The 15,852-nt window shown below is 65.3% G+C and carries 16 protein-coding genes and 1 tRNA gene; 7 read left to right on the forward strand and 10 right to left on the reverse strand.

From position 1 onward, the window contains the following. Position 1 precedes the first annotated feature (1 nt). Positions 2–934, reverse strand: a complete 933-nt coding sequence (gene rocF / locus RFM52_RS30960) for an arginase (protein ID WP_320298189.1) — start codon at positions 932–934, stop codon at positions 2–4. 128 nt (positions 935–1,062) lie between these two features. On the opposite strand from rocF, the gene RFM52_RS30965 reads away from it, so the two are divergent. Next, positions 1,063–1,503 carry an Lrp/AsnC family transcriptional regulator gene (locus tag RFM52_RS30965; protein ID WP_320298188.1) on the forward strand — a complete coding sequence of 147 codons (441 nt, stop codon included), beginning with the start codon at positions 1,063–1,065 and terminating at the stop codon, positions 1,501–1,503. Positions 1,504–1,672: 169 nt separating this feature from the next. Continuing rightward, on the forward strand, positions 1,673–1,969 hold the full coding sequence (locus RFM52_RS30970; protein ID WP_320298187.1) for an adenylate cyclase: 297 nt from the start codon (positions 1,673–1,675) through the stop codon (positions 1,967–1,969). 302 nt (positions 1,970–2,271) lie between these two features. Here the strand turns inward: RFM52_RS30970 and RFM52_RS30975 are convergent, their stop codons facing one another. From RFM52_RS30975 to RFM52_RS30985, 3 genes are all read right to left on the reverse strand, one after another. Then, on the reverse strand, positions 2,272–2,655 hold the full coding sequence (locus RFM52_RS30975) for a hypothetical protein (RefSeq protein WP_320298186.1): 384 nt from the start codon (positions 2,653–2,655) through the stop codon (positions 2,272–2,274). A gap of 212 nt (positions 2,656–2,867) precedes the next feature. Continuing rightward, positions 2,868–3,065: a hypothetical protein gene (locus RFM52_RS30980; protein WP_320298185.1), complete on the reverse strand. Its 198-nt coding sequence runs from the start codon at positions 3,063–3,065 to the stop codon at positions 2,868–2,870. A gap of 813 nt (positions 3,066–3,878) precedes the next feature. Then, positions 3,879–3,953: transfer RNA gene (locus RFM52_RS30985), tRNA-Gly, on the reverse strand. A gap of 262 nt (positions 3,954–4,215) precedes the next feature. Between RFM52_RS30985 and RFM52_RS30990 the strand changes: the two genes are divergently transcribed. From RFM52_RS30990 to RFM52_RS31005, 4 genes are all read left to right on the forward strand, one after another. Then, positions 4,216–4,710, forward strand: a complete 495-nt coding sequence (locus RFM52_RS30990) for a prolyl-tRNA synthetase associated domain-containing protein (protein ID WP_320298184.1) — start codon at positions 4,216–4,218, stop codon at positions 4,708–4,710. 103 nt (positions 4,711–4,813) lie between these two features. Continuing rightward, the gene (trxA, locus tag RFM52_RS30995) at positions 4,814–5,806 is read left to right on the forward strand and encodes a thioredoxin (RefSeq protein WP_320298183.1); all 993 of its coding nucleotides are present in this window, start codon (positions 4,814–4,816) and stop codon (positions 5,804–5,806) included. 253 nt (positions 5,807–6,059) lie between these two features. Continuing rightward, positions 6,060–6,731: an LON peptidase substrate-binding domain-containing protein gene (locus tag RFM52_RS31000; protein ID WP_320298182.1), complete on the forward strand. Its 672-nt coding sequence runs from the start codon at positions 6,060–6,062 to the stop codon at positions 6,729–6,731. Between the two features lie 238 nt (positions 6,732–6,969). Then, on the forward strand, positions 6,970–7,215 hold the full coding sequence (locus RFM52_RS31005; protein WP_320298181.1) for a Trm112 family protein: 246 nt from the start codon (positions 6,970–6,972) through the stop codon (positions 7,213–7,215). A 283-nt stretch (positions 7,216–7,498) separates the two neighbouring features. On the opposite strand, the gene RFM52_RS31010 is transcribed toward RFM52_RS31005, so the two are convergent. The 3 genes from RFM52_RS31010 to RFM52_RS31020 are packed head-to-tail and all read right to left on the reverse strand — an operon-like array spanning position 7,499 to position 13,267. After that, a complete protein-coding gene (locus tag RFM52_RS31010; RefSeq protein ID WP_320298180.1) occupies positions 7,499–10,837 on the reverse strand; it encodes an error-prone DNA polymerase in 3,339 nt (1,112 codons plus the stop codon). Continuing rightward, positions 10,834–12,321 (reverse strand): DUF6504 family protein, encoded by a 1,488-nt coding sequence (locus RFM52_RS31015; RefSeq protein ID WP_320298179.1) that lies wholly within the window; start codon positions 12,319–12,321, stop codon positions 10,834–10,836. Before RFM52_RS31015 ends, RFM52_RS31010 begins: the two co-directional genes overlap by 4 nt. Further along, positions 12,263–13,267, reverse strand: a complete 1,005-nt coding sequence (locus tag RFM52_RS31020; RefSeq protein WP_320298178.1) for an ImuA family protein — start codon at positions 13,265–13,267, stop codon at positions 12,263–12,265. Before RFM52_RS31020 ends, RFM52_RS31015 begins: the two co-directional genes overlap by 59 nt. Before the next feature lie 183 nt (positions 13,268–13,450). Here RFM52_RS31020 and RFM52_RS31025 point away from each other — a divergent pair, with 183 nt between their 5' ends. Beyond that, positions 13,451–13,888 (forward strand): metallopeptidase family protein, encoded by a 438-nt coding sequence (locus RFM52_RS31025; protein ID WP_320298177.1) that lies wholly within the window; start codon positions 13,451–13,453, stop codon positions 13,886–13,888. Between the two features lie 255 nt (positions 13,889–14,143). Here the strand turns inward: RFM52_RS31025 and RFM52_RS31030 are convergent, their stop codons facing one another. The 3 genes from RFM52_RS31030 to RFM52_RS31040 form a co-directional block, all read right to left on the reverse strand. After that, positions 14,144–14,350: a DUF1737 domain-containing protein gene (locus RFM52_RS31030; RefSeq protein ID WP_320298176.1), complete on the reverse strand. Its 207-nt coding sequence runs from the start codon at positions 14,348–14,350 to the stop codon at positions 14,144–14,146. A 76-nt stretch (positions 14,351–14,426) separates the two neighbouring features. Further along, positions 14,427–15,305: an HpcH/HpaI aldolase/citrate lyase family protein gene (locus tag RFM52_RS31035; protein ID WP_320298175.1), complete on the reverse strand. Its 879-nt coding sequence runs from the start codon at positions 15,303–15,305 to the stop codon at positions 14,427–14,429. A gap of 215 nt (positions 15,306–15,520) precedes the next feature. Beyond that, positions 15,521–15,805 carry a GIY-YIG nuclease family protein gene (locus RFM52_RS31040; RefSeq protein ID WP_320298174.1) on the reverse strand — a complete coding sequence of 95 codons (285 nt, stop codon included), beginning with the start codon at positions 15,803–15,805 and terminating at the stop codon, positions 15,521–15,523. Positions 15,806–15,852: the final 47 nt, after the last annotated feature.

The raw sequence follows: 15,852 nt of genomic DNA on the forward strand, positions 1-15,852 counted from the left end.
ATCAGAGGCTTCCGGAGTGGCTGCGGGTCGGGCGGTCCATGATGCGGCGGCCCATCAGGCTGGCGGTGAGGTCGACCATCAGGGTCGCGGTGCGGCCGCGTTCGTCGAGGAACGGGTTCAATTCGACCAGGTCGAGGCTCGAAACCAGGCCGCTGTCGGACAGCATCTCCATCACCAGATGCGCTTCGCGGAAGGTGGCGCCGCCGGGCACGGTGGTGCCGACGGCCGGCGCGATCGAGGGGTCGAGGAAATCGACGTCGAGGCTGACATGCAGCAAGCCGTTCTCCTTCTCGACGCGCGCCAGGAAGGCACGCAGCAGGGGCGCGATGCCGTGCTCGTCGATGGCGCGCATGTCATGCACGGTGACGCCGGCTTCAGTCAGCGCGCGGCGCTCGGCCGGGTCGACGCTGCGCAGGCCGATGGCGCAGATGCGGGCCGGGTCGACCGCTTGCGGCAGATCCGGGAAATAGCCCTGAAAACCGGCCTGGCCGCTGGCATAGGCGAGCGGCACGCCATGCAGATTGCCGCTGGTGGTGGTGTCGAGCGTATGAAAATCCGGATGCGCGTCGAGCCACAGCACAAAGAGCGGCCGGCCGCGCTCGGCCGCGCGGCGCGCCACGCCGGATACCGTGCCGGCGGAGATCGAATGGTCGCCCCCGAGGAAGATCGGCATGGCGTCCCTGGACGCCGCGTAGGCGGTCTCGGCGATCGAAGCCGTCCAGGCGGAGATCTCCGGCAGCGCCTTCAGCGCCAGGTTGCCGTGGACCACCGGGCGCGCCATGGCCTTCTCGACCGCGCCCCAGTCCTCGACCTCATGGCCGAGCTCGGCCAGCACCGAGACCAGCCCTGCCGTGCGCAGCGCGCTCGGCCCCATTTCGCATCCCATCCTGCCCGCGCCGTCCTGCACCGGCGCGCCGACGATCCTGCAGCGCATCTTTTCTCACCTTGCGATTGATCGAAGGAGTGAACCATTGCCTGCTGGCGGTTTGAACAGCGAAAATTGGCATTTCGAGAAGATTAGTTTATCATTTTGAAAACTCGATCTGACCAAAGTGAGCAACCATGGATGCGCTCGACGAAAGACTGGTCACGCTTCTGCGGCACGATGCGCGGCGCAGCGTCTCAGACCTCGCCGTCGATCTCGGCGTGTCGCGCGCGACGGTCAGGGCGCGCATGGAGCGGCTGGAGAAGTCCGGCGAGATCATCGGCTACACGGTGGTGCTGCGCGCCGACGCCGTCGATCAGAAGATCCGCGGCGTGATGACGATCGAGATCGAGGGTCATGCCGCCGACCGGGTCGTCAAGGCGCTCGGCGGCCTCGCCGAGGTCTCCACCATCCACACCACCAACGGGCGCTGGGACCTGGTGGTGGAACTCGGCACCGCAACGCTGACGGATTTCGACGCGGTGTTGCGCCGCATCCGGTTGATCCCGGGGATTACGGGAAGCGAGACAAGCCTGCTCCTGGCGACGCCGCGGACCACCAGGGCGAGACTGGCGTAGTTGCCCCAATCAGCCGAGCCCGGCAGAACAGCCGCGCGTGGCATCACAGCTTTGTGAGGATCGGGATGATCGGCCGTCCGAAAGCGTTAGTGACATTGGATGTCCAACTCGCCGGGTGCTCCAAAGACCCGAGCGCCCTCCTGAAATCCAATGCTTTTAGGAGAACACGATGAAACATCTCCTCACGCCTATAGTGACCGGCTTGTTCATAGCCTCCACCGGCATGGCCCTGGCCGGCAACGTCCACACGGTAACGGGGACGACAGGTCAACCCAACCAGACGATCGGCACCCCTGAGACTGGAAGCGCCACGCCGGGCAACTCCGCCTCTGCCCCGGGTTCGGCCTTCAATCCGGATGGCAACGCGGGAACACATTACGCAGGCGAGCAGCCGCAGAACTCGAAGAATCCGAAGAGCGTATCGCAATATGACGTGGCCGGGTTCCAGCAGTCCCACAATCACTAAAGCGCGTCGCGTCGAAACGGATTCACGCGACGCGCTTAGCGCCTTGCCTAATGCATGCCGTTGCCGCAAAACCGAGGTCACTTTTGCGCGACATGCATTAGGTGACGGCATCAGCCGACTGAGCGGCATTGTGGGGCGGCATTGCGGGCACGCCGCAGCGCCGGTGTGAAGCCGAGGAAGGCTCGATCACACCGGCAGCCGCTGTATCTCCTTAGTTTTCCGCAATTCCGGGCGGAAGCTACGGCGAAGTCACCGAGCCCAACCGCTTTTCCTGGAATTGCTCCAGGAAGAACGCCTGTTCGTCAGCCGTTCGGATAGTAGCCGCCATCCGAGCCGTCGCCCATATAGGTCCCCTGACCGGTGGCTTGCTGAAGCCGCTGGTCCAGTTCGTTGATCTGCGCGATCGCCGAGCGGCCTCCGGCGCGCTGGATGCTGTCGGCCTGCTGCATCAACTCGCAGGCCCGGCCCTCGGAGATCTTGCCGAGCTCCCTGGCGTTGCGGATACCTTGCTTGACGCCAAGCAGTTGCTCCGTGGCCGCTCTCGCTTCCGGATCCATCGGCACCGATGCCGTGGTGGTCGTGTCGACCGCGGCCCTGTGGTGGCGGTGCACGGCATAGGCGCTCGAAAGCGGTATGGCCGCGAAGATCGAGGCGGCCGCGATGAGTTTTGGGATGAAAGAACGCATGATGACATTCCTCGAGATGGAGGAAGCGGCAAAACCGCTTTTTCCGAAACGGGCCGTCCGGTCGCGTCGTGTCGCGGTGCAGGCCTTTCACCGCCGGCGTTTCTCGGCCCAAATGGACATATAGAAGCCGCCCCGACGTCGAAACGGAGGTGGAACGCAAACGTTATCCGATGTGAACGGGCATTGAATCGCGGATGCGCGGGCCGAAGTCTTCAGGCGACGCTGGCGAACGGGATCGGCGAATTGCCACCGTGCCCGCCAAGCCCGGAATTGGCCAGGTCGGCAAGCTGCTCGGCTTCGCCGCGCGTCAGCCCGATCAACGGCCGGCCGTCCATCTCCGCCGGGATGTCGAAAACCAGATCACACACAAGCCAGTCGTCGCACGGATCCTGCATCGCTGCGAACCTCATTGACGCTCCTTGTTTCAGCGCAGCTGAAGCGAGCTCAGTGTTCACGGATTGCCGAGTCGCCCTAAGTCTTTGTTTTGGCCCATATGTTTCCCCCGGTACCGCAGCGCGCTTCCACGACACGCAGAGAAGTCGAAATAGAGTCCGATTGTTCCGGCGTAGGCCAGTAAAATATCGATAAAAGGCTGAAATATCGAGAAAGCACCGCCGGCCGCGATGTCGAGACGAGTTCATTCGCTTGGCTGGCGAGCTCTTCCGCTTGCGCTCGCCTGAGGCCAATGAGCACCATGTCCGGTATCTGCGCCGGGCAACCGGACCGCAGATCGTAGACCATCCATTGCCCGCACGGATCCTGTAAGGCTGTGAACCTCATGGCGTTTATTCTCTGCTTTGACGCAATTCCGAACGGAAAACCGCTCACACTTTTCCTGGAATTGCTCTAGCTATGCCCCAACGTAACGACTTGCGGGAACGGTGCCCGCGAGACTGCCCGGCCGGATTATTTCCAGCACTTTCACTCAACATATAGTTGTCGGGCGGTCGGCAACAGGGGCTCTACAGTCCCTTCGGCATGCGACCCAAGTCTGATGGGCGGCCGACACTTTCCCGACGGCGGATGCTACATGCCGTGGGAAAAGATCGCGTGACCTGTATGCTTGATCCCTTCGCGCGAGATCCGTGGCGGTGCATACGGCTCTCGCCGACCGTCCAGGCGCGGCTCCGGGGCTCTGTGCGGTGGCCCGCCTGCAAGCCTTAAACGCGAAAAAGCCGCGGAGGTCCGCGGCTTTTCGTTTGCTTGATCCTCGGTGAGGAAACTGGAGCGGGTGAGGCGATTCGAACGCCCGACCCCAACCTTGGCAAGGTTGTGCTCTACCCCTGAGCTACACCCGCTCGCGCGGCCGTTGGGCCGCAAGCCGCGCCTATATGGCCGAAGAGCGCGGCGATTGCAACAGGGAAATGACGGTCTTTTTGGCGCGAATTTTTCGCGTGACGCGGTTGGCTTCGAAAGCATCGAGGCGGCGCGAAACCGGACCGGTCGCGAATCCTCGCGCGAAGCCGCCATCCGCTCTTGCCGGAATTGCGCCGGCGGCCTTGCCCCGATGGCACCGTTGGCCGTAAACGGCATGAGCCCTGTTCGACCGCGCGAGGACCGATGCCAAAGACCGAAGCCGAGCTCAATGCATTCCTTGCCGATCTCGGCATTTCCGTCACGACGGTGCGGCACCCGCCGCTGTTCACGGTCGCCGATTCGCAAGGCCTGCGCGGCGAGATTCCCGGCGGCCACACCAAGAACCTGTTCCTCAAGGACAAGAAGGACAATTATTTCCTCGTCACCGTCGGCGAGGACGCCGTGGTCGACCTGAAGCAGATCCACCATTTGATCGGCGCCGCCAGCCGGGTGTCGTTCGGCAAGCCGGAGATGTTGATGGAGCTGCTAGGCGTCATTCCCGGCGCGGTCACGGTTTTCGGCCTGATCAACGACACGCAAGGCAAGATCAAGGTCGTGCTCGACCAGGCGTTGATGAGCCATGACCTCATCAACGGCCATCCGCTGACCAATGAGGCGACGACCTCGATCGCCGCCGCCGACCTGATCAGATTCATCGAGGCAACCGGCCACGATCCTGTTATCTTGGCAGTCTCATAATCTTGAAAGTCAGGGACCGATCGCCACATGGAAGGCGGTTCCGAAATCCGACAATGACGCGCCGGGCGCCGACGCCTCAGAGCGCGACCGAAAGGGCGACACGATGAGCGACAACAATCCGTATAGCGGCGCGTTTGGCGGCAATGGCGGCCAGTACGCCCAGACGGTGCAGTATGGCGGCGGCGACCGCGCCAAGGTTTCGCTCGGCGACGCGCCGGCGGCGGCCGACCTGATCAAGGACACGACAACCGCCGCCTTCGCCGCCGACGTCATCCAGGAATCGCGCCGCCAGCCGGTGCTGGTCGACTTCTGGGCGCCGTGGTGCGGGCCGTGCAAGCAACTGACGCCGCAGCTCGAGAAAGCGGTGCAGGCCGCCGGCGGCAAGGTCAAGCTGGTCAAGATGAACATCGACGATCATCCCTCGATCGCCGGCCAGCTCGGCATCCAGTCTATCCCAGCGGTCATCGCCTTCAAGGACGGCCAGCCGGTCGACGGCTTCATGGGCGCTGTTCCCGAAAGCCAGATCGCCCAGTTCATCCAGAAGGTCGGCGGCAAGGGCGGCGGCGCGCCGCAGATCGCGGACGCGCTTGCCGCGGCGGTCGAGGCGCGTGGGGCCGGCGACGTCCAGACCGCCGCCGACATCTACGACGCGATCCTCGAGCAGGCGCCGGAGACGATCGAGGCGATCGCCGGCCTGGGCGAGATCCTGTTCGACGCCGGCGACGCGGAAGGCGCCGAGACCGTTCTGGCCCGGGCGCCCGAGGACAAGAAGGATGCGCCGGCGCTGGCCGCGCTGCGCGCCAAGATGACGCTGGCGGCGGAAGCGGCCGCGCTCGGCAATCCGGCGGAGCTCGAGCGCCGGCTCGCCGCCAACCCGGCCGACCATCAGGCTCGCTTCGACCTGGCGATGATCCAGAACGCGCGCGGCGAGCGCAACGCGGCCGCCGACAATTTGCTGGCGATCGTCAAGGCCGACCGGACCTGGAACGACGACGGCGCCAGGTCGCAGTTGCTGAAGCTGTTCGAGGCCTGGGGAATGACCGACGAGGCGACGCTCGCGGCACGCCGCAAGCTCTCGTCGCTGCTGTTCTCGTAGAGCGGTTCGGCGTTTCACAGAATCGCCGAACCGCTCTACGCATTTGTTCTGACGCAGTTCCGGACGGAAACCGCTACGCGCCTGTTCCGGGATTGCCTGAAGTTTTTTGCCGGCTGTCGCGGCCGGCAGGCTTGAGCGGCGGAGTGACAGCGCCAGATAAGGGCAGGCTGGCGGTTCGCCGCCAATCGAAGACGCGGTGCGAGAGGAGATTGCAGGGTGATGCGCTTGCCCGCGTTTGATTGGGAGGGTTGCGGTGCGCGTCGGTAACGCACTCTACCGGCTTGCCAAGGATTTGCCGCCGGCAATCCCGGTGTTCCCGCTCGCCGGAGCGCTGCTCCTGCCCGGCGGTCGCATGCCGCTCAACATCTTCGAGCCGCGCTATCTGCAGATGATCGACCAGGCGATGGCCGGCTCGCGGCTGATCGGCATGATCCAGCCAAGCCTCGACGGCGCATTGCGCGATGATGGCGAGCCGGAGCTGTGCAGCGTCGGCTGCGCCGGGCGCATCATCTCGCTCGCCGAGACCGGCGACGGCCGATACCTGATTTCGCTGCAGGGCGTGTGCCGGTTTCGCATCGTGCAGGAGCTCGCGGCAAAGGCGCCTTTCCGGCAGTGTAAGATAGCGCCGTTTTTGGCCGACCTCGAGGAGGACCCGGCCGCCGGCGAGGTCGACCGGCCGGCGCTGCTCAAGGCGTTTCGCGCCTATCTGCAGGCCAACGACCTCGAGGCCGATTGGGAAAGCGTCAGCCGCGCCGAAAACGGCATGCTGGTCAACGCGCTGTCGATGATGGCGCCTTACGGACCGGCCGAGAAGCAGGCGCTGCTGGAAGCGCCGGACCTGAAAACGCGCGCCGAGACGCTGATCGCCATCACGGAAATGACGCTGGCGCGCGAGGACGATGAGTTTGGGTCAAGCCTGCAATAAATGTATTGATATTCAGGTGAGGCCGGCCTGCGAACGGCGGCTTCCTGCGCTTCCGGCCTTCGCCGGCCGAAGCACTCATGCGTGGCGTGGCAGCTAAATTAAGGCTACGGTCGGCGTAGGCCGGTGCTCACGTACGTTAAGTACGCTCCGCTCCGGTTCTCAGAAGCCACAGTTCTCGACTCGGCCCGACCTGAATCTCAACACACTTAAGCCGTGCAGTGGACAAGGGATAAGCGCGATGGCGGACGGACGGGACGGACGAAAAGCCGAGGTCGACCCGAAGCTGCTGGAGCTGCTGGCCTGCCCGCTGACCAAGGGGCCGCTGACCTGGGATCCCGAGCGCAGCGAGCTGGTTTCGCGCGTGGCGAAGCTCGCCTATCCGGTGCGCGACGGCATCCCGATCATGCTTCCTTCGGAGGCGCGCACGATCTCGGCCGAGGACATGCTGACCCCGCCGACGCCGCGGCTCAGCGGGCCTTCGTGAAGCGGGCTTGCGCTGTCATGCCGCCTTCGAGGTTGGGAGATGTTCCTGACGTCGTCATTCCAGGGCGAAGCAGGAGCGGAGCTCCGTCGCGGAGACCCTGGTATCCATGCCGTGACCTTGATCGAAGGGCGCGGCGGAGCAGAATTCTGCACCGAGGTGGCGCTCCGAGGTCACGGCATGGATCCTCGGGTCTGCGCGCGTCGCTTCGCTCCTTGCTTCGCCCGTGGATGACGAAGGCGCTTTTTCGCCTCTGCTGCGTTCCCTATTGTGTTGGATATCGCTGCTACTGAAAATTCCGTCCCTTGGGCATGACCTGCCGCGCGGCGCTCGACAGCGTGGCGACGTCCTGGCGAACCGGCAGGCCACGGCTTGCGGCGGACTTTGATTCAATCGGCCGTTCGGCGGGATTATGCTCGATGACCGGGCGGTTGGCGGACTCCAACAGGACGCTCAGCCATGGAGTCAAATCCTCGATCCTGTCCGCCACGATATGGATGACGTCCGATTCGTGCTGCAGCTTGCCGCTGACGCGGATGAAGCGCGCGCCCATGACGATGGAGCGGAAGCGGTCGAAGACGCGCGGCCAGATGATGACGTTGGCGATCGACTTTTCGTCTTCCAGCGTGAGGAAGATGGCATTGCCCTTGCCCGGGCGCTGGCGCACCAGCACCAGGCCGGCGACGGAGACGCGGCGGCCGTCGCGCACCGACGGCAGGCGGGCATTGGGGGTAACGCCGGCGCGATCCAGCCTTTCACGCAGGAAGGCGACGGGGTGCTCCTTCAGCGACAGGCCGAGCGAACGGTAGTCGTGGACGACATGCTCGCCGAGCGGCATTTTCGGCAGTTTCGTTTCCGGCTCCAGCTCGCGCAGGTTGAGCGACGGCTGGTCGAACAGCGGCAGTTTCTCGGCGGCGCTCTTGCCATCGAGCGCCCGCACCTCCCAGAGCGCCGCGCGGCGGTCGAGGCCGATCGAGCGGAAGGCGTCGGCCTGCGCCAGTCTTTCGATCTCGCCGACATCGAGGCCTGAACGCAGCCAGACATCGCGGACCGACCGATAGCCGTCGCCGCGCCGCGCGACGACCGCACCCATACGCTCCTCCGACAGGCCCTTGATCTGGCGGAAACCGAGCCTGACGGCATGCGCCGTCTCGATGACGCCGCGCATCGAGGCATGGCGCTCGAGGATGCGGGACGGATCGAAGGCGGCTTCCTCCAGCGTACAGTCCCAGACGGAATGGTTGATGTCGACCTCGCGCACCTCGACGCCATGGTCGCGCGCATCGCGCACGAGCTGGGCCGGCTGGTAGAAGCCCATCGGCTGCGCGTTGAGGATCGCGGCGCAGAAGACATCGGGAAAGAAGGTCTTGAACCAGCAGGAGGCATAGACGAGCAGCGCGAAGGACGCGGCATGGCTTTCGGGAAAGCCATATTCGCCGAACCCTTCGATCTGCTTGAAGCAGCGCTCGGCGAAGTCCTTGTCGTAGCCATTGCCGATCATGCCGTCGATCATGCGCTGGCGGTAATTGCCGATCGTGCCGGTGCGCTTGAAGGTCGCCATGGCGCGGCGCAATTCGTCGGCCTCGCCCGGCCGGAAGCCGCCGGCGACGATGGCGATCTTCATCGCCTGTTCCTGGAACAGCGGCACGCCCAGCGTCTTGCCGAGAATCTTCTCCAGATCAGGGCTGGGGTAATGGACCGCCTCCTTGCCCTGCCGCCGGCGCAGATAGGGGTGCACCATGTCGCCCTGGATCGGGCCAGGCCGCACGATCGCCACCTCGATGACGAGATCGTAGAATTCGCGGGGCTTAAGCCGCGGCAGCATCGACATCTGGGCGCGCGACTCGATCTGGAAGACGCCGAGCGTGTCGGCCCGGCAGATCATGTCATAGACGCGCATATCGGCTTCACGGAGCGTCGCCAGCGTCAGCGGGCGGCCATAATCGTCCCGCGCCCGCGGGTAATGATGGGTGAGCAAGGCGAAGGCGCGCTTCAGGCAGGTCAGCATGCCGAGCGCCAGCACGTCGACCTTGAGGATCTTCACCGCGTCGAGGTCGTCCTTGTCCCATTCGACCATCTTGCGTTCCTCCATCGCCGTCTTGACGATGGGCACGACCTCGTCGAGCCGGTCGCGGGTGATGACGAAGCCGCCGACATGCTGGGACAGGTGGCGGGGAAAGCCCATGATCTCGTTGGCGCGCTCCAGCACCTGCCGCGACAGCGGATCGGTGCGGTCGAGGCCGCCGGCATTGGCTTCCCTGTCGCCGAGCTCGGAGGTCGACCAGCCCCAGATGGTGCTGGACAGCGCGCTGCGGACATCCTCCGACAGGCCCATGGCCTTGGCCACCTCGCGCAAGGCGGAGCGGCCGCGATAGCTGATGACGGCGGCGGCCAGGGCGGTGCGCTTGGCGCTGTATTTTTGGTAAATGTAAGCGATGACCTCGTCACGCCTTTCATGCTCGAAGTCGACATCGATGTCGGGCGGCTCGTTGCGTTCCTCGGAGATGAAGCGCTCGAACAAGGTGTCGATGCGCTCGGGGCCGACCTCGGTGATGCCGATGCAGAAACAGATGATCGAATTGGCGGCCGAGCCGCGGCCCTGGCAAAGGATGCCCTGGCTGCGGGCGAATTTGACGATGTCGTGGACGGTGAGGAAATAGCGGGCATAGTTCAGGCGCTCGATCAAGGCGAGCTCGCTGGCGATGCGCTTCAGCACATGATCGGGAACGCCGGCCGGATAGCGCCTTGCCGCGCCTTCGCGCGCCAGCCGTTCGAGCTCGGCCTGCGGTCCAAGTCCGGATTCGGTCGGCTCGTCCGGATAATTGTATTCGAGATCGCTGAGCGAGAAGGTGAGCTCGTCGGCGAAGCGCAGCGTCTCGGCCAACGCTTGCGGATGGCGGCGGAAAAGCCGCGCCATCTCCAGCGGCGGTTTCAGATGGCGCTCGGCATTGGCGGTCAGCTCCAGCCCAACCTCGGAGACCGGCGTGTTGAGGCGGATCGCGGTGAGCACGTCCTGCAGCGGCCGGCGATCGGCGGCGTGATAGAGCACGTCGTTGGTCGCCATCAGCGGGACGCGGGCGTGTTCGGCCATCGCCGCCGCCTGCTCGATGCGGAAGCGATCATTGCCGGCATAATCCGGCGCCACGGCCAGTCGGAGCGCCGCGCCAAACCGATCAATAAGCCGGCTAATTAAGACCAGATTGTCTTCCGTGCCTGCGGACAGATCGGGCAGGATCGCCAGCGACATCCGATCGCCCCATTCGAGCAGGTCGGCCAGTTGGAGCAGCGTCGCGCCCTTCTCGTTCTCGTCGCGCAGATTGGCCTGGGTCAGCATGCGGCAGAGATGGCCCCAGCCCTGGCGATCGCGGGGATAGGCGAGGATGTCCGGCGTGCCGTCGCCGAATACCAGCCGGCAGCCGGGGTGATAGCCCATCTTCTCCACCCTGGCCTGCTGCCAGGCGCGCACGACGCCGGCGACCGTGTTCCTGTCGGCAAGCCCGATCGAGGCAAAACCGTAGAATTTCGCCGTGACCACCAGCTCCTCCGGCTTGGAGGCGCCGCGCAGGAAGGAGAAATTCGACCGGATGCCGAACTCGGCATAGGGAATGACGGTCAGCGCGTTCATGCAAACACCCCATGCATGAACCAGCGCGGCGGCGCGGCTTGCGGGGCGGTGCCGTAGAGGCCCTGGCGATAGAGCCAGTAGCGGCGCCCCTCGCTGTCCTCGATGCGGTAATAGTCGCGGGTCGGCGCCTCTTCCTCGCCGGGCAATTGCCGCCACCATTCGGCGGCGATGCGTTCCGGCCCTTCGGCGCGGGCGACGCGGTAGAGCGCGCGCCGCCAGCGGAAATTCATCGGCGGGCCTTCCGGGATCTCGGTCGCCGGCACCTCGATCGGCTCGGGCGAGCGGAACAGGCGCACCGGCCGCTCCGGCGGATAGATGGTCATCGGCGGCGCGGTTCGGGGTGCCGCCCGTCCGGCCGCCGGCGCGCGCCGTTGCGGCGCTTCGGCGAAAGGCACGGTCTTGACGGCGCGTTCCGGCAGATGGCTTTCGACGGCCACCGGCTTCAGCACGGCGGCCTCGCCGAGACGGGCGCGGACGCGGTCGGCGAATAAAGCGATGTCGGCGTCATCGTCGTTCGTCTCGCCGGTGAGGTCGCCCTGAGCCAAGTCGAAGGCCGCGACCGACAGCACGGACAGCCGCACGAGGTCGAAGCCGAAGCCGGCGTCGATGGTCTGCTCCAGCGCGGTCAACCGCTCATGGAACAGCCTTTGGATCAGCCGCGGCTCGCGCATCGGGCGCGAGGTGCCGACGGCGATGCGGCTGACGGCGCCGTCGACGCGGAAGAGAAGCAGCGCCAGCGTGCGCGCGCCCTCGCCGCGCCGTTCGAGGTCGCTCTTCAAGGCGACGGCAAGGCGGCTCACCAGCCGCTCGATGTCGTCGGTGAGCACGACCGGCTCGGCAAGGTGGCGCTCGACCGAGAGCGGCGCGACGGGAAGGCGCGGCGACACGGCCTCGTCGAGGCGGCCGAGCGCCTGGTCGAGGCGCAGAAGCAAGGTGGCGCCGAAGCGGCGGGCGAGCGGCGCCCGGGGCGCCGCCATCACCGCGCCGGCGGTGCGCAGGCCGACGCTCTCCAGGCCGGCGCGGGTCTCCGGCGCGATGCGCAGCGCCGACAATGGCAATGGCACAAGCAGCGCCTCCTCCTCGCCGCCGGCAATGATGCGGTCGCCATGGAAGCGCGCCGCCGCCCAGGCGGCGCCCGGCGTGGAGGCGAGCCCGGCGCGGACATCGAAACCCTGCTGGAAGAAGCGGGTGAGGATCTCGTCCTGCATGGCGCGCTCGCCGCCGAACAGATGCGTGCAGCCGGTGACGTCGAGGAACAGCCCGTCCTCGGCGTCGATCGCTACCAGCGGCGTGTAGCGATCGCACCAGTCGGCAAGGCCTTCGAGCAGGCGTCGGTCGGCCTCCGGGTCGGCCTCCACCACGTCGATCGTGGGGTGCATGGCGCGCGCATCGGCGATGCCCATGCCGCGCTTCAATTTCAGCGCCTCAGCCCGCTCGTCGAGGGCCGCGATGCGCTGGGTGTTGTTGTCGCGATGGCTGACCACAAGCGGTGGGTGAGATGGCGGCAGGTGCTGCGACGGCCGGGAACGCCAGGACCGCCCCAGACGCTGGCGCAGGATCCGCTCCGCGGGCAGATGCGGGAACCACAGCGACAGAATTCTCTGTTCTTTCTGCAAAAGCGTGCTCATTTGGGTTCCACTCCAGTGTGAATTGTCCGGGCAGGGCCGTGCGGCTCTTGCCGATATCGACGGTGAAGGCAGGGCGGCCGATCGAGCCGGCGAGCGGCCCGGCGACTGTCTCGCGGCTTGCCGAAGGCGCCGCCGAAACGATGAGGCGCACCGGCGCGGCGGTTGGATCGGCCTCGCCGGCATGGCGCAGCAACAGCACCGGGCGGCCGGCATTCTGGGCGCGGGCGTGCAGCCGGCGCGTGGCGGTGAGGTCGAGCCGCTGGGGACTGCCGCGGATCTCGAGGATGACCGCGGCGAAGGCCGTCATGCGGGCGGCCTCCTCGGCGATCCACAGCGCGTCGAGCAGCTTCGACGCCTCGGAAAACAGCAATTGCTCCGGCTCGATGCCGAACAGGGCGCTCAGCCCCCTGGCATAGGGAAGGCCGGCCTCGTGAAAGATTTCCGCCGTGCCGACCCAGAGGATCGGCAGGCCCCGCTTCTGCTTGAGGATCAGGCTTACGAGCGAGAGTGCGAAGCCGGCAACGGCGCCGGCATCGCGGGTCTCCAGGCCATGGATTTCGCTGAGCGCCGCCCTGGGCACCCCGCCGCCAAGGGCGGTGTCGAGGCGATCGATGCCGGTGTGCAGGAAAGCGTCCGCCGAAGCCACGGCGAGGCCGCGCCGGACGAGCGTCATGTCCGACCTGGCATTGGCAGGCACGCCAAGCGCCGGCGCCTGCAGGCGCTCGGGCAGCGTTCCCTCGATCTTCGCGATCTGGCGGCGCAGGGCAAAAACAGTGTCCCGCGCCACGGCGCTCATCGCCATGACGTTCACTTCCGGCAGCAATTGTTCCTGTTATGTTCCTATAGATTCCAGAGGGCCCGGGAAGAGTCAAGCAGAGTCACAAGGAATTTATTCCTTCGGCTTTTACCTTGAAAGCGGACGTCCAGCCGGCTCATTTGCCTCTATCGGCGCGAAAGCCTATATGCCGGGATCAAAGGACGTTACATGGCCCGCATCTACAAGACACGCACCTGGCACGACCAGCTCTCGCCGTCGATCGACGAGATGGAGCTTCTGGCGCTGGAGAGCTATGCCCATCTGCCGGACGAGTTCCGCCAGCTCACCGGCGAGATCATTATCCAGATCGCCGATTTCCCGACCGACGAGATCATGGACGACCTGTCGTTGGAGACGCCCTTCGACCTGCTCGGCCTGTTCGAGGGGCGCGGCATCGCCGAACGCTGGAACCCGCAGACCGGCGAGGGACCGAACCGCATCACGCTCTACCGCCGGGCCATACTCGACTACTGGGCCGAGAACGAGGAGACGATGGGCGACATCGTCACCCATGTGCTGATCCACGAGATCGGCCACCATTTCGGCCTGTCGGACGACGACATGGAGCGGATCGAGGAAGCGGCCGAGCAGGTGGCGCCGGGCTGAGAGACTGTTTGGAAATTCTACTCCGGCGGCCATCTGGCGGCGCTTTCTGCGCTACTGCAGCGCCGCGCGTCCTCTTGGACGCGCAAAGGACGCTGCAGCAATTTTAGGTGGCGCATGATCCTTTCCGAAAATCGATTTCGATTTTCGGGGTCATGCGCAGGCTCATGGACCAAATGTCCGCTCCGCTCCGGTTCTCGAAATCACCACCATATGACTCGCCAGAGCGAATTTCGAAACAGTCTCTGAGCGCTTTCCTTACCAGTCGCTCAGCTTGGTGTCGGCTCTGTATTCCTGGCCTTCGACATCCTTCACCAGGGACTGGCCGCAGCGCATCGACTTGGTCTTCTTGTCATAGGCATAGGTCGGCGAGCCGAACAGGTGCCAGCCCTTGTTCAGGGCGGCCGTCACCTTGTGGCAGAAGGTGGCGTCGTCCGGGCCGGTGAGGAAGCGGTAGAGTTTCATGGATCTATCCTGTCGTGCCTAACCTGTCGTGACTGGGCGGAAAGCCGGGTCTGAAAAAATCGTTTCTCGCGCCGCATCATGCGCCGATGATTGCGGCCTTCGCCAGAAGTTTCTCGGCTTCGGCCAGATGCAGCCGCTCGACCATCTTGCCATCCAACCCGATCACGCCCTTGCCGGCATTTTCGGGCCGCGCGAACGCATCCCTGATCGCGCGGGCCGCGGCCAGCCTCTCGGGCGATGGCGAAAAGGCGCGGTTCGCCGGCTCGATCTGGGCGGGATGGATCAGCGACTTGCCGTCGAAACCCATGGCGGCCCCATCGGCGCATTCCCGGGCAAGAGCGTCAAGGTCGCGAAAATCATTGGCGACGCCGTCGATCACGTCGATGCCGCCCGCGCGGGCGGCAAGCACGAGTTGCATCAGCCACGGCATCAGATAGCGCCGGTCGGGCGTCGCCAGAATGCCGGCCGCCTTCACCAGGTCATTCGTTCCGGCAACGAAACAAGCCAGGCGCGACGCCGGATCGCGGCCGAGCTCGGCGATCGCGCCGATGTTGAGCAGCGCCTTGGGCGTCTCGACCATCGCCCACAGTTTCACGCTGTCCGGCGCGAAATTGTCGTCCAGCAGGTCGCCGGCCTCGAGGATGTCGCGCGGCGTGCCGATCTTGGGCAGGAGAATGCCGTCGGGCTCCGCCTTGGCGACGGCCAACAAATCGTCGGCGCCCCACTCGCTGGCCAAAGGATTGATACGCACCACCATCTCGCAGCGCCTTTCGCGCCCGGCGAGAATGCCGGCGACCCTGTCGCGCGCCGCTTTCTTGTCAGCGGGCAGGACGGCGTCCTCGAGATCGATGATGACGACGTCGCAGGCAAGCGAGGCGATCTTGGCGAGCGCCTTGTCGTTGGAGGCGGGAATGTAAAGCACCGAGCGGCGCGGGCGGTAGGGTTCTTGAGCCATGGCCGATCTATGCCGGGTGATGGCGGGGGAGGCAAGGCGCGGAAGCAAATCGTCCTTGAGGGCCCGCAAAGAGGGAAGTGCCCGGCAAGGGCAGAGGCGGTTCTGTCCGGCCAGCCTATCCTTCGTCATTCTAGGGCGGAGCAAGGAGCGAAGCGACGCGCGCAGACCCTAGAATCCATGCCGTGACGCCTGAGCGCCGCCACGGTGAAGAACGTTCACCAGCCGATCCCGCGAAACAGTTCGAACCATTCCGGATTGGTCTTCTCGATCAAATCAATCTTCCATTGCCGCGGCCAGCGCTTCAATGACGTCTCACGCTGAATGGCGTCGGTGATGTCGACATATTCCTCGTACCAGACCAGACGCTGCACGCCGTAGCTGGTGAAGCTGGAGCCTTGGCCGGTCTTGTGCTCGGGCATCCGACGAGCGAGGTCGTTGGTGACGCCGATATAGATCGTGCCGCCTTTCTGGCTTGCGGTCATGTAGACGTAGCCTGTCATGCTGCGATCTTAGTTGGCACCGTCGTCAACGGCTATTCTGGACGGTT

This window comes from Mesorhizobium humile, assembly GCF_033977215.1.
In the GTDB taxonomy this organism is placed as follows: domain Bacteria; phylum Pseudomonadota; class Alphaproteobacteria; order Rhizobiales; family Rhizobiaceae; genus Mesorhizobium; species Mesorhizobium humile.

Excerpts from the sequence above, each read along its gene's own strand:
- RFM52_RS31005 (WP_320298181.1), top strand. The coding sequence starts at position 6,970 with ATGGCGGACGGACGGGACGGACGAAAAGCCGAGGTCGACCCGAAGCTG.
- RFM52_RS30980 (WP_320298185.1), bottom strand. The coding sequence starts at position 3,065 with ATGAGGTTCGCAGCGATGCAGGATCCGTGCGACGACTGGCTTGTGTGT.
- RFM52_RS31025 (WP_320298177.1), top strand. The coding sequence starts at position 13,451 with ATGGCCCGCATCTACAAGACACGCACCTGGCACGACCAGCTCTCGCCG.
- RFM52_RS31010 (WP_320298180.1), bottom strand. The coding sequence starts at position 10,837 with ATGAACGCGCTGACCGTCATTCCCTATGCCGAGTTCGGCATCCGGTCG.
- RFM52_RS30970 (WP_320298187.1), top strand. The coding sequence starts at position 1,673 with ATGAAACATCTCCTCACGCCTATAGTGACCGGCTTGTTCATAGCCTCC.
- RFM52_RS31035 (WP_320298175.1), bottom strand. The coding sequence starts at position 15,305 with ATGGCTCAAGAACCCTACCGCCCGCGCCGCTCGGTGCTTTACATTCCC.
- trxA (WP_320298183.1), top strand. The coding sequence starts at position 4,814 with ATGAGCGACAACAATCCGTATAGCGGCGCGTTTGGCGGCAATGGCGGC.
- RFM52_RS30965 (WP_320298188.1), top strand. The coding sequence starts at position 1,063 with ATGGATGCGCTCGACGAAAGACTGGTCACGCTTCTGCGGCACGATGCG.
- RFM52_RS30975 (WP_320298186.1), bottom strand. The coding sequence starts at position 2,655 with ATGCGTTCTTTCATCCCAAAACTCATCGCGGCCGCCTCGATCTTCGCG.
- RFM52_RS31020 (WP_320298178.1), bottom strand. The coding sequence starts at position 13,267 with ATGGCGATGAGCGCCGTGGCGCGGGACACTGTTTTTGCCCTGCGCCGC.
- RFM52_RS31030 (WP_320298176.1), bottom strand. The coding sequence starts at position 14,350 with ATGAAACTCTACCGCTTCCTCACCGGCCCGGACGACGCCACCTTCTGC.
- rocF (WP_320298189.1), bottom strand. The coding sequence starts at position 934 with ATGCGCTGCAGGATCGTCGGCGCGCCGGTGCAGGACGGCGCGGGCAGG.
- RFM52_RS31040 (WP_320298174.1), bottom strand. The coding sequence starts at position 15,805 with ATGACAGGCTACGTCTACATGACCGCAAGCCAGAAAGGCGGCACGATC.
- RFM52_RS30990 (WP_320298184.1), top strand. The coding sequence starts at position 4,216 with ATGCCAAAGACCGAAGCCGAGCTCAATGCATTCCTTGCCGATCTCGGC.